The 16,325-nt window shown below is 73.0% G+C and carries 15 protein-coding genes; 9 read left to right on the forward strand and 6 right to left on the reverse strand.

Translation table 11 applies throughout. The features are described from left to right. Window positions 1-105: 105 nt before the first annotated feature. Both AC6I72_RS11850 and AC6I72_RS11855 read right to left on the reverse strand, forming a co-directional pair. Window positions 106-1,236, reverse strand: coding sequence for an adenylate/guanylate cyclase domain-containing protein (locus AC6I72_RS11850; protein WP_498000753.1), 1,131 nt, complete (start codon window positions 1,234-1,236; stop codon window positions 106-108). A 250-nt stretch (window positions 1,237-1,486) separates the two neighbouring features. After that, on the reverse strand, window positions 1,487-2,380 hold the full coding sequence (locus tag AC6I72_RS11855) for a biotin--[acetyl-CoA-carboxylase] ligase (RefSeq protein ID WP_498000754.1): 894 nt from the start codon (window positions 2,378-2,380) through the stop codon (window positions 1,487-1,489). Between the two features lie 111 nt (window positions 2,381-2,491). On the opposite strand from AC6I72_RS11855, the gene AC6I72_RS11860 reads away from it, so the two are divergent. The 4 genes from AC6I72_RS11860 (at window position 2,492) to AC6I72_RS11875 (ending at window position 5,202) form a co-directional block, all read left to right on the forward strand. Then, the gene (locus AC6I72_RS11860) at window positions 2,492-4,087 is read left to right on the forward strand and encodes an acyl-CoA carboxylase subunit beta (RefSeq protein ID WP_498000755.1); all 1,596 of its coding nucleotides are present in this window, start codon (window positions 2,492-2,494) and stop codon (window positions 4,085-4,087) included. Window positions 4,088-4,105: 18 nt separating this feature from the next. Beyond that, window positions 4,106-4,315: an acyl-CoA carboxylase epsilon subunit gene (locus AC6I72_RS11865; protein WP_498000756.1), complete on the forward strand. Its 210-nt coding sequence runs from the start codon at window positions 4,106-4,108 to the stop codon at window positions 4,313-4,315. Window positions 4,316-4,415: 100 nt separating this feature from the next. Then, window positions 4,416-4,544 carry a morphogenic membrane protein MmpB gene (mmpB, locus tag AC6I72_RS11870; protein ID WP_267883417.1) on the forward strand — a complete coding sequence of 43 codons (129 nt, stop codon included), beginning with the start codon at window positions 4,416-4,418 and terminating at the stop codon, window positions 4,542-4,544. 34 nt (window positions 4,545-4,578) lie between these two features. Continuing rightward, window positions 4,579-5,202 (forward strand): Maf family protein, encoded by a 624-nt coding sequence (locus tag AC6I72_RS11875; protein ID WP_037861386.1) that lies wholly within the window; start codon window positions 4,579-4,581, stop codon window positions 5,200-5,202. Between the two features lie 9 nt (window positions 5,203-5,211). Here the strand turns inward: AC6I72_RS11875 and AC6I72_RS11880 are convergent, their stop codons facing one another. After that, the gene (locus AC6I72_RS11880; protein WP_498000757.1) at window positions 5,212-5,715 is read right to left on the reverse strand and encodes a hypothetical protein; all 504 of its coding nucleotides are present in this window, start codon (window positions 5,713-5,715) and stop codon (window positions 5,212-5,214) included. A gap of 373 nt (window positions 5,716-6,088) precedes the next feature. Between AC6I72_RS11880 and AC6I72_RS11885 the strand changes: the two genes are divergently transcribed. Then, window positions 6,089-7,861, forward strand: a complete 1,773-nt coding sequence (locus tag AC6I72_RS11885; protein ID WP_498000758.1) for an acetyl/propionyl/methylcrotonyl-CoA carboxylase subunit alpha — start codon at window positions 6,089-6,091, stop codon at window positions 7,859-7,861. Window positions 7,862-8,002: 141 nt separating this feature from the next. Here AC6I72_RS11885 and AC6I72_RS11890 read toward each other — a convergent pair whose 3' ends face one another. Next, entirely contained in the window at window positions 8,003-8,971 is a 969-nt protein-coding gene (locus tag AC6I72_RS11890; RefSeq protein WP_078884273.1) for a DeoR/GlpR family DNA-binding transcription regulator, read from the reverse strand. 356 nt (window positions 8,972-9,327) lie between these two features. Beyond that, complete coding sequence (locus AC6I72_RS11895) at window positions 9,328-10,776, reverse strand: NAD(P)H-quinone dehydrogenase (protein WP_498000759.1); 1,449 nt, start codon at window positions 10,774-10,776, stop codon at window positions 9,328-9,330. A gap of 105 nt (window positions 10,777-10,881) precedes the next feature. Between AC6I72_RS11895 and AC6I72_RS11900 the strand changes: the two genes are divergently transcribed. The 3 genes from AC6I72_RS11900 (at window position 10,882) to AC6I72_RS11910 (ending at window position 14,195) form a co-directional block, all read left to right on the forward strand. Beyond that, window positions 10,882-11,319 carry a gamma-glutamylcyclotransferase family protein gene (locus AC6I72_RS11900; protein WP_498000760.1) on the forward strand — a complete coding sequence of 146 codons (438 nt, stop codon included), beginning with the start codon at window positions 10,882-10,884 and terminating at the stop codon, window positions 11,317-11,319. A 104-nt stretch (window positions 11,320-11,423) separates the two neighbouring features. Continuing rightward, entirely contained in the window at window positions 11,424-12,248 is an 825-nt protein-coding gene (locus AC6I72_RS11905) for a purine-nucleoside phosphorylase (protein WP_498000761.1), read from the forward strand. A 315-nt stretch (window positions 12,249-12,563) separates the two neighbouring features. Next, window positions 12,564-14,195: a phospho-sugar mutase gene (locus tag AC6I72_RS11910; protein WP_498004658.1), complete on the forward strand. Its 1,632-nt coding sequence runs from the start codon at window positions 12,564-12,566 to the stop codon at window positions 14,193-14,195. Between the two features lie 97 nt (window positions 14,196-14,292). Here the strand turns inward: AC6I72_RS11910 and AC6I72_RS11915 are convergent, their stop codons facing one another. Continuing rightward, a complete protein-coding gene (locus AC6I72_RS11915; protein ID WP_498000762.1) occupies window positions 14,293-15,012 on the reverse strand; it encodes a PH domain-containing protein in 720 nt (239 codons plus the stop codon). Window positions 15,013-15,364: 352 nt separating this feature from the next. Here AC6I72_RS11915 and deoC point away from each other — a divergent pair, with 352 nt between their 5' ends. Continuing rightward, complete coding sequence (gene deoC / locus AC6I72_RS11920) at window positions 15,365-16,324, forward strand: deoxyribose-phosphate aldolase (protein ID WP_037861083.1); 960 nt, start codon at window positions 15,365-15,367, stop codon at window positions 16,322-16,324. Window position 16,325: the final 1 nt, after the last annotated feature.

Here is a 16,325-nt window from a genome sequence, read left to right on the forward strand (position 1 = left end):
CCGCTCACGGCCCGGCTCCCGGCACAGGACGCATCAGAACCCGACTCGGTCACAGGACGCTCAGGACCCGGGACTCAGGACCCGGGACTCGGCGCCCGGCCCCCTTCACGGGGCCGGCTCGGCCCGGCGGGTCAGCAGCCAGGGTTCCACCACGCCGAGTCCGCGCACCGGACGCTGCCAGGTCGGCTGCAGGGCGAAGCGGTACACCGGCGGTTCCTCGCCCTCCTTCTCCGCGGCCTGGGCGGCCTCGGCCGCCTGCGCCTCGGAGGCGGGGGAATCGCCGGTGCGGATCAGTTCCTCGGCGAAGGCGCTGTCGACGAGCACGGCGTCACGCGGGGCTATGGACGTCAGCCGGGAGGCGAGGTTGACGGTCGTGCCGAACACATCGCCCATCCGGGTGGTCACCGTGCCGAACGCCATCCCGACCCGCAGCTCCGGCATCGTCTCGTCGTTCTCCATGGTCTCGACCAGCCGCAGCGCGATGTCCGCCGCCGTGCCCGCGTCGTCGGCGGCGTACAGCACCTCGTCACCGAGCGTCTTGATCAGCCGCCCGCCGCGCGCGGCCACCAGGTCGGCGGCGGTCGTCTCGAAGGCCTCGACCAGCTCGCCCAGCTCCTCCTCCTCCATCCGGCGGGTCAGCCGGGTGAAGCCGACGAGGTCGGCGAAACCCACGGCCAGGCGCCGGTCGACCATCTCCTCGTCGTCGGCGACCTGCACGACCCGCCCGGCGGAGGCGGCGAGCTGCCGCCGCCAGACGTAGACGAGGAACTCCTCCAGCTCGGGCAGGAGCAGTTCGACGATCGGGTACGTCACCTCGGTGCGCGTCATGCCCGGCTCGGGCGGCTCGGTCAGCCCCTCCAGGAAGGAGTCGATCTGCCACTCGGCCAGCCGGGCGGTGGTCTGCCCCGTGGACCGGGCCACCTGCACGGCCATGGCCTCGCTGAGCAGCCCGGCCTCGACCAGACCGGCGAGGCGGCGCAGCGCCAGGACGTCGGCCTCGGTCAGCGCCTTGGCCTGGCCGATGTCGGCGAAGCCCATGGCCCGCCAGAAGCGCGAGGCCAGCTCCATGGAGACGCCGGCGCTGCGGGCCGCCTGAAAGGGGGTGTAGCGCCGTTCCGCGCCCAGGATGAGCTGTTCGAGACGGAGCGCGAGCGGGTCCTCGCCGGAGTCGGCGGCGTGGGGGTCCACCCGGCCGTCCGCGTCCTGCGCACCCGAGCCCGTGTCGTCGACGGTCACGCCTGCTGCCCTTCCGATCTGTCACGGTCAGGTATCGACCGGCCTCAACTCTACGGCAGGTGTGCGCCAGCTCACTCCGTCACAGCGGTCCGCGCAGGGAGCTGAGCTGGGCCGTCGCCCGCCCGGCCGCGGGACCGCCCGCCTCGCGGGCCGGCCGTCCACCGGCCGCGGGACCGTACGCCGGCCGCCCGTCCCGGCGGCGGGGCGCAGGCGCGCCGGGCCGCCCGCCCGTCCCGCACCCCCTTCCCGCTCAGGCCGGCCGCAGATGGACGATGTCGCCCGCGCCCACCGGCTCCTGCACGCCGTTCTCGGTGGCGAGGACGAGCCTGCCGTCGCCGTCCACCGCGACCGCCTCGCCGACCACCGAACGGTCGCCCGGCAGCTCGGCCCGCACCTTACGTCCCAGGGTCGCGCACCCCGCCGCGTACGTCTCCTGCAGACCCGCGGCGGCCGGGTCGCCCCCCGCCTCCCGCCAGCGCCCGTACCACTCCTCCAGCGAGCGCAGCACCGCGCGCAGCAGCGGGTCGCGGTCCGTGCTCACGGCCCCGGCCAGGGCCAGGGAGCCGGCCTGCGGGACGGGCAGTTCGTCCTCGCGCAGGGTGACGTTGATGCCGACGCCGAGGACCACCCCGCCGTCCCCGGCCCCTTCCGCCAGGATGCCGCCGGCCTTGCGTTCCTCGTGACCGACGGTCACCAGCAGGTCGTTGGGCCACTTCAGTGCCGTGTCGACACCGGCGGAGCGGGACAGTCCGGTGGCGACCGCCACGCCGGTGAGCAGCGGCAGCCAGCCCCAGCGGGCCACCGGCACCCCGGCCGGCCGCAGCAGCACCGAGAAGAACAGCCCGGAGCGGGCCGGGGCGCTCCACCGGCGGTCCAGGCGGCCGCGCGCGGCGGTCTGTTCCTCGGCGACGAGGACGGCGCCCTCGGCCGCCTCCCCCGCCTCCGCCCGGGCCACCAGGTCCGCGTTGGTGGAACCGGTGCGCTGCACCACCTGCACCTCGGACCACAGGCCGCCCTCACGCACCAGTCCGCGGCGCAGTGCCGCGACGTTCAGGGGCGGGCGGTCGAGGTCGGACCAGCGGCTTCCCCGCGGCGGGTCGCCGGGCTTGCCGTGGCTGTCGTCTGCTGCATCTCGCGGCGTCATGCAACCCACCCTAGGTGTGGGAAACGCCGCACTGCCGAACGGTGGGGGCCCCATTAGTCTACGGATGAGTAACCGTCCCCCCTTTTGAGCAGGCAGGGAGCCGCGATCCCGATGTCCGAGCCGGAAGAGCGCCAAGAGACCGACATCCACACCACCGCGGGCAAACTCGCGGATCTCCAGCGGCGTATCGAGGAAGCGACGCACGCGGGTTCGCAGCGGGCCGTGGAGAAACAGCACGCCAAGGGCAAGCTGACGGCCCGTGAGCGGATCGAACTCCTGCTGGACGAGGACTCGTTCGTGGAGCTGGACGAGTTCGCCCGGCACCGCTCCACGAACTTCGGCCTGGAGGCGAACCGGCCCTACGGCGACGGTGTGGTCACCGGCTACGGCACGGTCGACGGCCGTCCGGTGGCCGTCTTCTCCCAGGACTTCACCGTCTTCGGCGGCGCGCTGGGCGAGACATACGGGCAGAAGATCTGCAAGGTGATGGACTTCGCGCTGAAGACCGGCTGCCCGGTCATCGGCATCAACGACTCCGGCGGCGCCCGCATCCAGGAGGGCGTGGCCTCGCTCGGCGCCTACGGCGAGATCTTCCGCCGCAACACCCACGCCTCCGGTGTCGTCCCGCAGATCAGCCTGGTCGTCGGCCCGTGCGCGGGCGGCGCGGTGTACTCGCCCGCGATCACCGACTTCACGGTCATGGTCGACCAGACCAGCCACATGTTCATCACCGGCCCGGACGTGATCAAGACGGTCACCGGTGAGGACGTCGGCTTCGAGGAGCTGGGCGGCGCCCGCACCCACAACTCCGCCTCGGGCGTGGCCCACCACATGGCCGCCGACGAGAAGGACGCCGTCGAGTACGTCAAGCAGCTGCTGTCGTACCTGCCGTCCAACAACCTCTCCGAGCCGCCCGCCTTCCCCGAGCAGGCCGATCTGACGGTCAGCGACGAGGACCGCGAGCTGGACGTGATCGTCCCGGACTCGGCGAACCAGCCCTACGACATGCACACCGTCGTGGAACACGTCCTGGACGACGCCGAGTTCTTCGAGACGCAGCCGCTGTTCGCCCCGAACATCCTCACCGGCTACGGCCGTGTCGAGGGGCACCCGGTGGGCATCGTCGCCAACCAGCCGATGCAGTTCGCCGGCTGCCTGGACATCGACGCCTCCGAGAAGGCCGCGCGTTTCGTGCGCACCTGCGACGCCTTCAACATCCCGGTGCTCACCTTCGTGGACGTGCCCGGGTTCCTGCCCGGTGTCGGCCAGGAGCACGAGGGCATCATCCGCCGCGGCGCCAAGCTGATCTTCGCCTACGCCGAGGCGACGGTCCCGCTGATCACGGTCATCACCCGCAAGGCCTTCGGCGGCGCCTACGACGTGATGGGCTCCAAGCACCTGGGCGCCGACCTCAACCTGGCCTGGCCCACCGCCCAGATCGCCGTCATGGGCGCCCAGGGCGCGGTCAACATCCTGCACCGCCGCACCATCGCCGACGCCGGTGACGACGCCGACGCGACCCGCGCCCGTCTGATCCAGGAGTACGAGGACACGCTGCTCAACCCCTACGTCGCCGCCGAACGCGGTTACGTCGACGCCGTGATCATGCCGTCCGACACCCGGGCCCACGTCGTCCGCGGCCTGCGTCAACTGCGCACCAAGCGGGAATCCCTGCCTCCGAAGAAGCACGGCAACATCCCCCTCTGAGCCCTGTAAGGAGCCGCTGTGACCATCAGGGTCCTACGAGGCAACCCCACCCCGGAGGAGCTGGCCGCCGCACTGGCGGTGGTCCGGGCGCGCGCCGCGGCGGCGGCCGTCCAGCCGTCCGGCGCGCCCGGCCCCCGGGACTCCTGGGCCGACCCGTCCCGCGTCGCCGCCCGCCGCACCCCCCGCCCGGGCCCGGCGGCCTGGACACGGACGTACTGGCCCAGCTGACCGCCCGGCCCGGCCCGCGGGCACCGCGCGGGCCGGGCCGTCACCAACTTGAGTACGCGTACTCAGGCGCCGGCCCCGCCCCCGGCCGGACCATCGAGGAATGCTGTGGTCCGACCCCGAGAACGAGCCTCCGAAGGAACTGCGCGACATGCAGGCGATGTTGCGGCGGCTCGGTGTTCTCATGGCGCTGGCCATGGTGGTGGCGATGTTCGCGATCGGGCTGAGGTGAGCGCGACCGCGGGCCCCGCCGATACCCTGACCGCATGACTGACCAGCCGCGCCGCCGACTCGTGCTCGCCTCCCAGTCCCCCGCCCGGCTCGGGCTGCTCCGGCAGGCCGGGCTGGACCCGGAGGTGATCGTGAGCGGGGTCGACGAGGACGCGATCACCGCCCCCACCCCCGCCGAGCTGGCGCTGGCCCTCGCCGAGGCGAAGGCCTCCGTGGTGGCGGCCCGCCCGGAGGTCAAGGGCGCCCTGGTGATCGGCTGCGACTCGGTGCTCGACCTCGACGGCCGGGCGCTCGGCAAGCCCGCCGACGCCGAGGAGGCCGTCGCCCGCTGGAAGGCGATGCGCGGCCGGGCCGGCACCCTCCAGACCGGGCACTGCGTCTGGGACACGGCGACCGGCCGCCACACCTCGGCCACCGCCTCCACCGTGGTCCGCTTCGGGGAGCCGACGGACGAGGAGGTCGCCGCGTACGTCGCCTCCGGCGAGCCCCTCCACGTGGCCGGCGCCTTCACCCTGGACGGCCGCTCGGCCCCGTTCATCGACGGCATCGACGGCGACCACGGCAACGTCATCGGCCTCAGCCTGCCCCTGGTGCGCCGGCTGCTGGCGGAACTGGGCGTGGGCATCACCGCCTTGTGGGCGCCGCCCCGGGAGAGCTGAGCAGGCCGCTCAGGAGGCCGTGGGCCCGGCCCCGGGAGCCGCCGGAGCAGAGCCGTGCGGGCCGCCCCCGGGGCCGCTCGCCGGCGCGTCCGGCCGCGGCCGGGGCCGCTCCCCCTCCGCCTCCGCCTGGTCGTAGGTCATCAGGAGCAGCACGATCAGCGCCAGCACGACGATCATGGCCAGGAACGCCGTCCAGCCCAGCAGACCCCACGCGAAGGCGCCCAGCAGCGCGTGCACCACGGCGGCGCTGATCAGCAGCACGCGCCCGAACCCGGCCGGGCGGCGGCCGCGCACGGCGACGAGCAGGGCGACCAGGGCGCACAGGGCGAGGTAGAGGCCGAAGACCACTCCGCCGATCTTCGAGGACGTCGACATCACGTTCGAGTCCAGACCGGCCAGGGACATCCGCTGCCGGTGGACGACCTCCCCGAGGAGCCAGTTCACCGCCGCGAAACCGAGCGCCTCCGCGAAGAGCACGACCGCCACGACCCATGCCACCGGTCTGCGCACCACCGGTTCCACCCACTTCCGACCGCCGCTCCACCCGGAGCCCTGTTACCGCCAGTACCGTCAGACAGCGCGAACGCTACTAACGGGTAAACCTGGGGACAAGGGTTCTGCCGAGGGCAAAGATTCATTGGGCCATTCGTAGGGACTCCACAAAGAAACGAAGTGGGCCGCAGCACGCTCTCACAGAGACCTTGACCACACCGTGGGGCTAGGGTTTTCCGCAGGAGCCCTGCGTACCGAGGTGCGACTAGGGCTTTCGCGGGTCGAGCGAGCCTCGAATCACGCTCCGTGTGGGCAAGCTCACCATTGGGGACGGGTCGAAGTGCCGTGTCGGCAGTCCCTAAACTCGGCTTGTTTCAAGGAGGGAGCCTCAATCGTGCGCAAGGTGCTCATCGCCAACCGTGGCGAAATCGCTGTCCGCGTGGCCCGGGCCTGCCGGGACGCCGGAATCGCGAGCGTGGCCGTCTACGCGGACCCGGACCGGGACGCTCTGCATGTCCGCGCCGCTGACGAGGCGTTCGCCCTGGGCGGTGACACCCCCGCCACCAGCTACCTGGACATCGACAAGGTCCTCAAGGCAGCCAAGGAGTCCGGCGCGGACGCCGTCCACCCCGGCTACGGCTTCCTCTCGGAGAACGCCGAGTTCGCCCAGGCCGTACTGGACGCCGACCTGATCTGGATCGGCCCGCCGCCGCACGCCATCCGCGACCTCGGTGACAAGGTCGCCGCCCGGCACATCGCCCAGCGCGCCGGCGCGCCCCTGGTCGCCGGCACCTCCGACCCGGTCTCCGGTGCCGACGAGGTCGTGGCCTTCGCCGAGGAGCACGGCCTGCCGATCGCCATCAAGGCGGCCTTCGGCGGCGGCGGCCGCGGCCTCAAGGTCGCCCGCACCCTCGAAGAGGTCCCCGAGCTGTACGACTCGGCGGTCCGCGAGGCGGTGGCCGCCTTCGGCCGCGGCGAGTGCTTCGTCGAGCGGTACCTCGACCGCCCGCGCCACGTCGAGACCCAGTGCCTGGCCGACAAGCACGGCAACGTCGTGGTGGTCTCCACCCGCGACTGCTCCCTGCAGCGCCGCCACCAGAAGCTGGTCGAGGAGGCCCCGGCGCCGTTCCTGAGCGAGGCCCAGGTCGCCGAGCTGTACCGCGCCTCCAAGGCCATCCTCAAGGAGGCCGGCTACGAAGGCGCCGGCACCTGCGAGTTCCTCGTCGGCCAGGACGGGACCATCTCCTTCCTGGAGGTCAACACGCGCCTCCAGGTCGAGCACCCGGTCACCGAGGAGGTCGCCGGCATCGACCTGGTCCGCGAGATGTTCCGCATCGCCGACGGCGAGGAACTGGGCTACGACGACCCGCAGCTGCGCGGCCACTCCTTCGAGTTCCGCATCAACGGCGAGGACCCGGGCCGCAACTTCCTGCCCGCCCCCGGCACCGTCACCCGTTTCGACGCCCCCACGGGCCCCGGTGTCCGCCTCGACGCCGGTGTCGAGGCCGGCAGCGTGATCGGCCCGGCCTGGGACTCCCTGCTGGCCAAGCTGATCGTCTCCGGGCGCACCCGCAAGGAGGCCCTGGAGCGCGCCTCCCGCGCCCTGGAGGAGTTCCAGGTCGAGGGCATGGCCACCGCGATCCCGTTCCACCGCAAGGTCGTCACCGACCCGGCCTTCGCCCCGGAACTGACGGGCTCCGAGGACCCCTTCACGGTCCACACCCGCTGGATCGAGACCGAGTTCACCAACGACATCAAGCCCTTCACCGCTGCGGCCGACACGGACACCGACGAGGAGTCCGGCCGCGAGACGGTCGTCGTCGAGGTCGGCGGCAAGCGCCTGGAGGTCTCCCTGCCCTCCTCCCTCGGCATGAGCCTGGCCCGCACCGGGCTGGCCGCGGGCGCCAAGCCCAAGCGCCGCGCGGCGAAGAAGTCCGGGCCCGTCGCCTCCGGTGACACGCTCGCCTCCCCGATGCAGGGCACGATCGTCAAGATCGCCGTGGAGGAGGGCCAGGAGGTCAAGGAGGGCGACCTGATCGTCGTCCTGGAGGCCATGAAGATGGAGCAGCCCCTCAACGCCCACAAGAACGGCACCGTCAAGGGGCTCACCGCCGAGGTCGGCGCCTCCCTCACCTCCGGTGCCGCGATCTGCGAGATCAAGGACTGACACCCGCGGTACACGACAGGCGCCCGGCGGCCCGCGACGAGCGGGTGGCCGGGCGCCTGCCGTGTGAGGGCCCGCCGACGGCCGCCGCCGACGGCCGCCCGGGACCGGAGGCGGCCTCACGGCCCCCGGCCCCGGGAGCGCTCACCGGCGCCGCAGGTCCGCGACTCGGGCCGCCCGCTCGGCACCCGCCGACTGGTCCTGGCCGCCCAGTCCCGTGGCACGCAGGGTGGCGGCCGGACCCGTGACCTGGCCGCGGCGCGGGCCGGGCAGCGGGACGTCCCGGCGGCGCTCGCCGCGGGCCGGGGCCTGCTCGCCCACGGGGTTTCCCGCCGGACCGGCCACGGCGATCTGCACGCCCTGGTCGGCCAGGGCCTGCAGTTCGGTTCCCGCCCGGTCGTCGTGGGCGGGCGGCTCGTCCGTCACCAGGCGGGTGATGAACTCGGTCGGGACGGTCTGGAACATGGTGTCCGCGCCCAGCTTGGTGTGGTCGGCGAGGACGACGACCTCCGCGGCGGCCTGGACGAGGGCGCGGTCGACGGAGGCCGACAGCATGTTGGAGGTGGACAGCCCGCGTTCGGCGGTCAGCCCGCTCCCCGACAGGAACGCCCTGGACACCCGCAGCCCCTGCAGCGACTGTTCGGCACCCGACCCGACGAGGGCGTAGTTGGAGCCGCGCAGCGTGCCGCCGGTCATCACGACCTCCACGCGGTTGGCGTGGGCGAGGGCCTGGGCGACCAGCAGCGAGTTGGTGACCACGGTCAGCCCGGGGATCCGGGCGAGCCGGCGGGCCAGCTCCTGGGTGGTCGTACCGGCCCCGACGACGATGGCCTCGCCTTCTTCGACGAGTCCCGCGGCGAGGTCGGCGATGGCCGTCTTCTCCGCGGTCGCGAGGTGCGACTTCTGCGGGAAGCCGGACTCGCGGGTGAACCCGCCCGGCAGTACCGCACCGCCGTGCCGGCGGTCGAGGAGTCCTTCCGCCTCCAGTGCCCGCACGTCCCGCCGTACGGTCACTTCGGAGGTCTGGACGACACGGGCGAGTTCACGGAGCGACACCGCACCGTTCGCTCGCACCATTTCGAGGATGAGTTGGCGACGTTCAGCAGCGAACACGAAACTGACAGTAACCCCAGCGACCGTCTGCTTTCAGCAGTTTGCACCGAATAACAGAAGTTGTTCGCAAGGTGGCACGGGGAGTGGTATAAGAGCTGCGAACAAAAGGGGAGTCCGATCAGCTCGCGGCGTCCGGTGCGTGCGATCGCAAGGCGCCGGAAGGCCCTTGTAGCGGAGCTACCAGGGCCTTCCGGCAACGCCGCGAGCGTGCGTACCGGGCGTCGCGAGCCGGGCGCCCCTTTTGTTCGCAGCTCTAAGCCGTAGTCCAGCAGCCTATGCCGCGCGCATGGTCCGCAACTCCCCGTACACGGCGGGGAGTCGGATCCGGCCGCAGGCCGGAGCCCTCCCCGCCGCCCTCACGCCTCGCCGGCCGACTTGCGCCCGTGCAGCTGCCGGGCCACCTCGGCGATCGACCCCGACAGAGAGGGGTACACGGTGAAGGCGTTCGCGATCTGTTCGACCGTCAGGTTGTTGTCGACGGCGATCGAGATGGGGTGGATCAGTTCCGAGGCGCGCGGCGCCACGACCACACCGCCGACCACGATGCCCGTACCCGGGCGGCAGAAGATCTTGACGAAGCCGTCCCGGATGCCCTGCATCTTGGCGCGCGGGTTGCGCAGCAGGGGCAGCTTCACACAGCGGGCGTCGATCTTGCCGGCGTCCACGTCGGCCTGGCTGTAGCCGACGGTGGCGATCTCGGGGTCGGTGAAGACGTTGGAGGAGACGGTCTTCAGGTTCAGCGGGGCCACCGCGTCGCCGAGGAAGTGGTACATGGCGATACGTCCCTGCATCGCCGCCACCGACGCCAGCGCGAAGACACCGGTCACGTCACCGGCCGCGTAGACGCCCGGAGCCGTCGTCCGCGACACCTTGTCCGTCCAGATGTGCCCGGAGTCGCGCAGCCTGACGCCGGCCTCCTCCAGACCGAGCCCCGCGCTGTTGGGGATGGCGCCGACGGCCATCAGGCAGTGGGAACCGGTGATGACCCGGCCGTCGGCCAGCGTCACCTCCACCCGGTCCCCGACCCGCTTGGCCGCGGCGGCGCGCGAGCGGGCCATGACGTTCATGCCGCGGCGCCGGAAGACGTCCTCCAGGACGGCCGCCGCGTCCGGGTCCTCGCCGGGCAGCACGCGGTCGCGGGAGGACACCAGCGTGACCTTGGACCCCAGCGCCTGGTAGGCGCCCGCGAACTCGGCGCCGGTGACGCCCGACCCCACCACGATGAGTTCCTCGGGCAGCTCGGTGAGGTCGTAGACCTGCGTCCAGTTGAGGATGCGCTCGCCGTCGGGCTGCGCGTCGGGCACCTCGCGCGGGTGGCCGCCGGTCGCGATCAGCACCGCGTCCGCGGTGAGCGTCTCCTCGCTGCCGTCGGCCGTGCTGACGACGACCTTGCGCGACCCGTCCAGGGCCTGCATGCCCTCGAGCCGCCCGCGGCCGCGCATGACCCGGGCGCCCGCGCGCGTCACGGAGGCGGTGATGTCGTGCGACTGGGCGAGCGCGAGCCGCTTGACCCTCCGGTTGACCTTCCCCAGGTCGACCCCGACGACCCGGGCGGCCTGCTCCAGCGGCGGGGTGTCGTCGGCGACGATGATCCCCAGCTCCTCGTACGAGGAGTCGAAGGTGGTCATCACCTCGGCCGTGGCGATCAGGGTCTTCGACGGCACGCAGTCGGTCAGCACCGACGCTCCGCCCAGACCGTCGCAGTCGACGACGGTCACCTCCGCGCCGAGCTGAGCGGCCACCAGCGCCGCTTCGTATCCGCCGGGTCCGCCACCGATGATCACGATCCGAGTCACGTACTCCATTGTCCCGCACTCCTCAAGATGCTCCTCCCCGGGGGCACCGCCGGGTGCGGGAGACGGCTTCCGCCCCGGATGAGCCGCCCGCGCCGCTGCCGTACCCTTCGACGCATGTCGCTCTACGCCGCGTACGCCGGCAATCTCGACGCGCGGCTGATGTCCCGCCGCGCTCCGCACTCGCCGCTGCGCGCGACGGGCTGGCTGAACGGCTGGCGGCTGACCTTCGGCGGCGAGCAGCTGGGCTGGGAGGGCGCCCTGGCGACCCTGGTCGAGGACCCGATCTCCCAGGTCTTCGTCGCGCTCTACGACATCGCCCCGATGGACGAGGAGTCCCTGGACCGCTGGGAGGGCGTCGGCATGGACATCTACCGGCGCACGCGCGTGCGGGTGCACACCCTGGAGGGTGAGGAGAAGGCCTGGGCGTACGTCCTCGACGCCTACGAGGGCGGTCTGCCCTCCGCCCGCTACCTGGGCGAGATCGCGGACGCGGCCGAGTCCGCCGGGGCCCCGCACGACTATGTGATGGAACTGCGCAAGCGCCCCTGCTGAGACTCCCGGCACCGGCACCTTGTCGGAAACGACAAGGCAACGATCCCGTTCCCGTGAGCTCTGTCATCTACGCGCGTAGGCGAATTCCGGCTACCCTCGTCCGCGTGAACGCATCTCTTCTTCCGGACGACATCCAGGGCGACCCCTACGCCGCCGCCGACGCCGCCGCCGCGCGCCTGCGGGAACTCACCGGCGCGGAGACCCACGACGTCGCCCTCGTGATGGGCTCCGGCTGGGCACCGGCCGTCGACGCCCTGGGCGCCCCCGACGCCGAGTTCCAGGTCACCGAGCTGCCCGGCTTCCCGCCGCCGGCGGTCCAGGGCCACGGTGGCAGGATCCGCTCGTACAGCACGGGCTCGAAGCGGGCCCTGGTGTTCCTGGGCCGCACCCACTACTACGAGGGTCACGGCGTGGCCGCCGTCGCCCACGGCGTGCGCACCGCCGTCGCGGCCGGCGTCAAGACGATGATCCTCACCAACGGCTGCGGCGGCCTGCGCGAAGGGATGCGCCCCGGCCAGCCGGTCCTGATCAGCGACCACATCAACCTGACCGCCACCTCCCCGATCGTCGGCGCCAACTTCGTCGACCTGACCGACCTCTACAGCCCGCGCCTGCGCGCCCTGTGCAAGGAGGTCGACCCCACCCTGGAGGAGGGCGTCTACGCTCAGTTCCCCGGCCCGCACTACGAGACGCCCGCCGAGATCCGCATGGCCCGCGTCATCGGCGCGGACCTGGTCGGCATGTCCACGGTCCTGGAGGCGATCGCCGCCCGCGAGGCCGGCGCCGAGGTCCTGGGCATCTCCCTGGTGACCAACCTCGCCGCCGGCATGACGGGCGAACCCCTCAACCACGAGGAGGTCCTCCAGGCGGGCCGCGACAGCGCCACCCGCATGGGCTCCCTGCTGGCCCAGGTCCTGGACCGCCTGTAGCCCGCACCCGGAGGCGGGCCGCGGCGGTCCTGCCCGCAGCCGCGTACGGCGGGGAGGGGACGTGTCGGGGGGTGTCCGCCCGCAGCGGTCGGCGCGTCAACCCGGGCACTGGTTGAACAAGTGACCGATTCCGCGCCGTTCCGAGGACGGACACCCCCCCGGCGCACCCCCACCCCCTGCACGGGCCGCCGCAGGCACCCCCGCACCCCCCTCACCAGCCACACCACACCGGCCAGCGCCCCGTACAGCGCGCCGCAGGCACCCCGCACCACCGACGACACGAGAGGCTGACCCGACGTGCACGACGACGACCTCATGGCCCGGGCCGAGGCATGGCTCGCCGAGGACCCCGACGCGGACACCCGCGCGGAACTCGCCGCGCTCATCGAGGCGCGCGACACGGCCGAGCTGACGGCACGCTTCGCCGGCACCCTCCAGTTCGGCACCGCCGGCCTCCGCGGCGAACTGGGCGCGGGCCCCCTGCGCATGAACCGCTCCGTGGTCATCCGCGCCGCCGCCGGCCTCGCCGCGTACCTGAAGAAGCAGGGCATCCCCCACGGGACCGACACGGCCGGCCTCGTCGTCATCGGCTACGACGCCCGCCACAAGTCGGCGGACTTCGCCCGCGACACCGCCGCCGTCATGACCGGCGCCGGCCTGCGTGCGGCCGTACTCCCCCGCCCGCTGCCCACCCCCGTCCTCGCCTTCGCCATCCGCCACCTCGGCGCGGTCGCGGGCGTGGAGGTCACCGCCAGCCACAACCCGCCACGCGACAACGGCTACAAGGTGTACCTGGGCGACGGCTCCCAGATCGTCCCGCCCGCGGACGCGGAGATCGCGGCGGAGATCGACGCGATCACCACCCTCACCGCGGTCTCCCGCCCCGACACCGGCTGGGAGACGCTCGGCGAGGACGTCCTGGAGGCCTACCTGGCCCGTACGGACGCCGTCCTCGCCCAGGGCTCCCCCCGCACGGCCCGCACCGTCTACACGGCGATGCACGGCGTCGGCAAGGAGACCCTGCTCGCCGCCTTCGCCCGCGCGGGCTTCCCCGCCCCCGCCCTGGTCGCCGAGCAGGCCGACCCGGACCCGGACTTCCCGACCGTCGCCTTCCCCAACCCGGAAGAGCCCGGCGCGATGGACCTGGCCTTCGCCAAGGCCCGCGAGACCGGCCCCGACCTGATCATCGCCAACGACCCGGACGCGGACCGCTGCGCGGCGGCCGTGAAGGACGGCGCGGACTGGCGCATGCTGCGCGGCGACGAGGTCGGCGCGCTGCTCGCCGCCCACCTGGTCGCCCGCGGCGCGCACGGCACCTTCGCGGAGTCGGTCGTCTCCTCCTCCCTGCTCGGCCGCATCGCCGCGAAGGCGGGCCTGCCCTACGAGGAGACCCTCACCGGCTTCAAGTGGATCGCCCGCGTGGAGGGCCTGCGCTACGGCTACGAGGAGGCCCTCGGCTACTGCGTGGACCCGGAGGGCGTACGGGACAAGGACGGCATCACCGCCGCCCTGCTGATCACGGAGCTGGCCTCCCGGCTCAAGGAGGAGGGCCGCACCCTCCTGGACCTCCTCGACGACCTCGCGGTGGAGCACGGCCTGCACGCCACGGACCAGCTCTCGGTCCGCGTGCAGGACCTCTCCCTGATCACCGACGCGATGCGCCGCCTGCGCGAGCAGCCCCCGACCGCACTGGCGGGCCTGCCCGTCACCCGCGCCGAGGACCTGACGCAGGGCACGCAGACGCTGCCGCCGACCGACGGCCTGCGCTACACCCTGGACGGCGCCCGGGTCATCGTCCGCCCGTCGGGCACGGAGCCGAAGCTGAAGTGCTATCTGGAGGTGGTGGTCCCGGTGGCGGACCACGCGGACCTCCCGGCGGCCCGGGAGAAGGCCGCCGGGCTGCTGGCGGCGATCAAGCGCGACCTGTCGGCAGCGGCAGGCATCTGACGCGGCCTGGGCCGGGTGGGTCCGACCGCGCTCGCAAGCGGGCCCCGGCCGAAGCCGGGGCCCGCTGCGCCGTTCCGGTGGCCCGGTGGCCGGCCCGTCAGCCCACGGCCAGCAGGATCGCCAGGACCACCGCACCGGCCAGCGCCGGACCGGCGATCTCGTAGGCCCAGCGGACCGTCACCTCGCCCTGCGCGCTCTCGGCGTGCGCGCGGGACTCCTGCAGTTCGCGCAGGTCGTTCATGAACTGGTCGCCCTCCGCCCGGATGGGCCCGCCGGCGCCCGCCGTGCCCCCGGCCCTCGGGGCGCCTCCCGCGACACCCCCGAGCCCGCCGACGGCTCCCCGGCCGAAGAGCCCGCCGCGGCCGGTGGCCCCGGGCTCCCCCGCGGCGGCGGCCCGCGCCTCCTGCCGGGCCGCCCGCTTGCGCGCCCGCAGCGACACGGGCACGGCCCAGAGCTGGTACTTCGCGCCGGACGCGGCGATCACCTCGTTGGAGTACCCCGAGCGCAGGCCCGCGACCTGGCTCCAGGGCAGCACGATCACGCGGAAGGGGTTGCGTACGCGCAGCCGGTCGTCGTTGACGTACACGGCGGGCCGGAAGGTGAAGGCGATCACGAGCGGCACGGTGAGGATCATCCCGGCCAGCGCCAGCCACGGCGTGCGGCCACTGCCGCTGAACATCGCGTCGAGACCCAGCCACAGGATGATCGCGAGCAGGAGGACACCGCCCGCGATGGCGCCGGACGACCGGCGGACCCGGTCCTGGAACTCGGGGGCCGGCGGCTGCGGCGCGGGGGACTCGTGCTCGGGCGTCGTCATGGCCCCGATTGTGCCCGACCCCGCCCCCCGCACCACGCTCCCCCCACAGGCGACCGCCCACCCCGAGCACCGCCGCCTGCACCACCACAGCCACGGCACCCCTCCGGCCGCCCCACCACCGCCCAGCAGCCACCCCACCACCGAAACCACCACCGCCCAGCGGCCGCCCCACACCGGACCCACCCCGCCCGCAGACCGCGCCCCACCCCCGCCCCTCACCTCCGAACCAGCCACCCGCCCACCTCCTGCTCCCCGCCCTCTGCTCCCCGCCTCCCCTCCCCCCGAGGTGCCCCGCTCCACACCGCCGGGGGTGTACAGCCGCTACGCGCGTAGATATGCTCACCTGGTGACCATGCCCACGACTGCACCCTCCGCGCCGCCGCTCTCCGACGTCACTGCGTCCGACAGCTCGCTGCGCCGTTTCCTGCACGGGCTGCCCGGCGTCGACGCGGTCGGCCTCGAGGCGCGCGCCGCCTCGCTCGGCACCCGTTCCATCAAGACCACCGCGAAGGCGTACGCCATCGACCTCGCCATCTCGATGGTCGACCTGACGACACTGGAAGGCGCGGACACCCCGGGCAAGGTCCGGGCGCTCGGCGCCAAGGCGGTCCATCCCGACCCGACGGACCGCACGGCCCCCACCACGGCCGCGGTCTGCGTCTACCCGGACATGGTGGCCGTCGCCAAGGAGGCCGTCGCCGGTTCGGGCGTCAAGGTCGCCTCGGTGGCCACCGCCTTCCCCGCGGGCCGCGCCGCCCTGGACGTGAAGCTCGCCGACGTGCGCGAGGCCGTCGCGGCGGGCGCGGACGAGATCGACATGGTCATCGACCGCGGGGCGTTCCTCGCGGGCAGGTACCTGAAGGTGTTCGACGAGATCACCGCCGTGAAGGAGGCCTGCGGGACCGCCGCCCGCCTGAAGGTCATCTTCGAGACCGGCGAGCTGTCGACGTACGACAACATCCGCCGCGCCAGCTGGCTCGGCATGCTCGCCGGGGCGGACTTCATCAAGACCTCCACCGGAAAGGTCGCGGTCAACGCGACCCCCGCCAACACGCTCCTCATGCTGGAGGCGGTGCGCGACTTCCGCGCGCAGACCGGTGTGCAGGTGGGCGTGAAGCCGGCCGGCGGCATCCGCACCTCCAAGGACGCCATCAAGTTCCTGGTCCTGGTCAACGAGACCGCGGGCGGGGACTGGCTGGACAACCACTGGTTCCGCTTCGGCGCCTCCTCGCTGCTGAACGATCTGCTGATGCAGCGTCAGAAGCTGGCCACCGGCCGCTACTCCGGCCCCGACTACGTGACGGTGGACTGAT

It is taken from the genome of Streptomyces sp. Xyl84 (assembly GCF_059731885.1).

Excerpts from the sequence above, each read along its gene's own strand:
- AC6I72_RS11910 (WP_498004658.1), top strand. The coding sequence starts at position 12,564 with ATGGCCCGGGCCGAGGCATGGCTCGCCGAGGACCCCGACGCGGACACC.
- AC6I72_RS11875 (WP_037861386.1), top strand. The coding sequence starts at position 4,579 with ATGACTGACCAGCCGCGCCGCCGACTCGTGCTCGCCTCCCAGTCCCCC.
- deoC (WP_037861083.1), top strand. The coding sequence starts at position 15,365 with ATGCCCACGACTGCACCCTCCGCGCCGCCGCTCTCCGACGTCACTGCG.
- AC6I72_RS11900 (WP_498000760.1), top strand. The coding sequence starts at position 10,882 with ATGTCGCTCTACGCCGCGTACGCCGGCAATCTCGACGCGCGGCTGATG.
- AC6I72_RS11860 (WP_498000755.1), top strand. The coding sequence starts at position 2,492 with ATGTCCGAGCCGGAAGAGCGCCAAGAGACCGACATCCACACCACCGCG.
- AC6I72_RS11855 (WP_498000754.1), bottom strand. The coding sequence starts at position 2,380 with ATGACGCCGCGAGATGCAGCAGACGACAGCCACGGCAAGCCCGGCGAC.
- AC6I72_RS11895 (WP_498000759.1), bottom strand. The coding sequence starts at position 10,776 with ATGGAGTACGTGACTCGGATCGTGATCATCGGTGGCGGACCCGGCGGA.
- AC6I72_RS11915 (WP_498000762.1), bottom strand. The coding sequence starts at position 15,012 with ATGACGACGCCCGAGCACGAGTCCCCCGCGCCGCAGCCGCCGGCCCCC.
- mmpB (WP_267883417.1), top strand. The coding sequence starts at position 4,416 with ATGCTGTGGTCCGACCCCGAGAACGAGCCTCCGAAGGAACTGCGCGAC.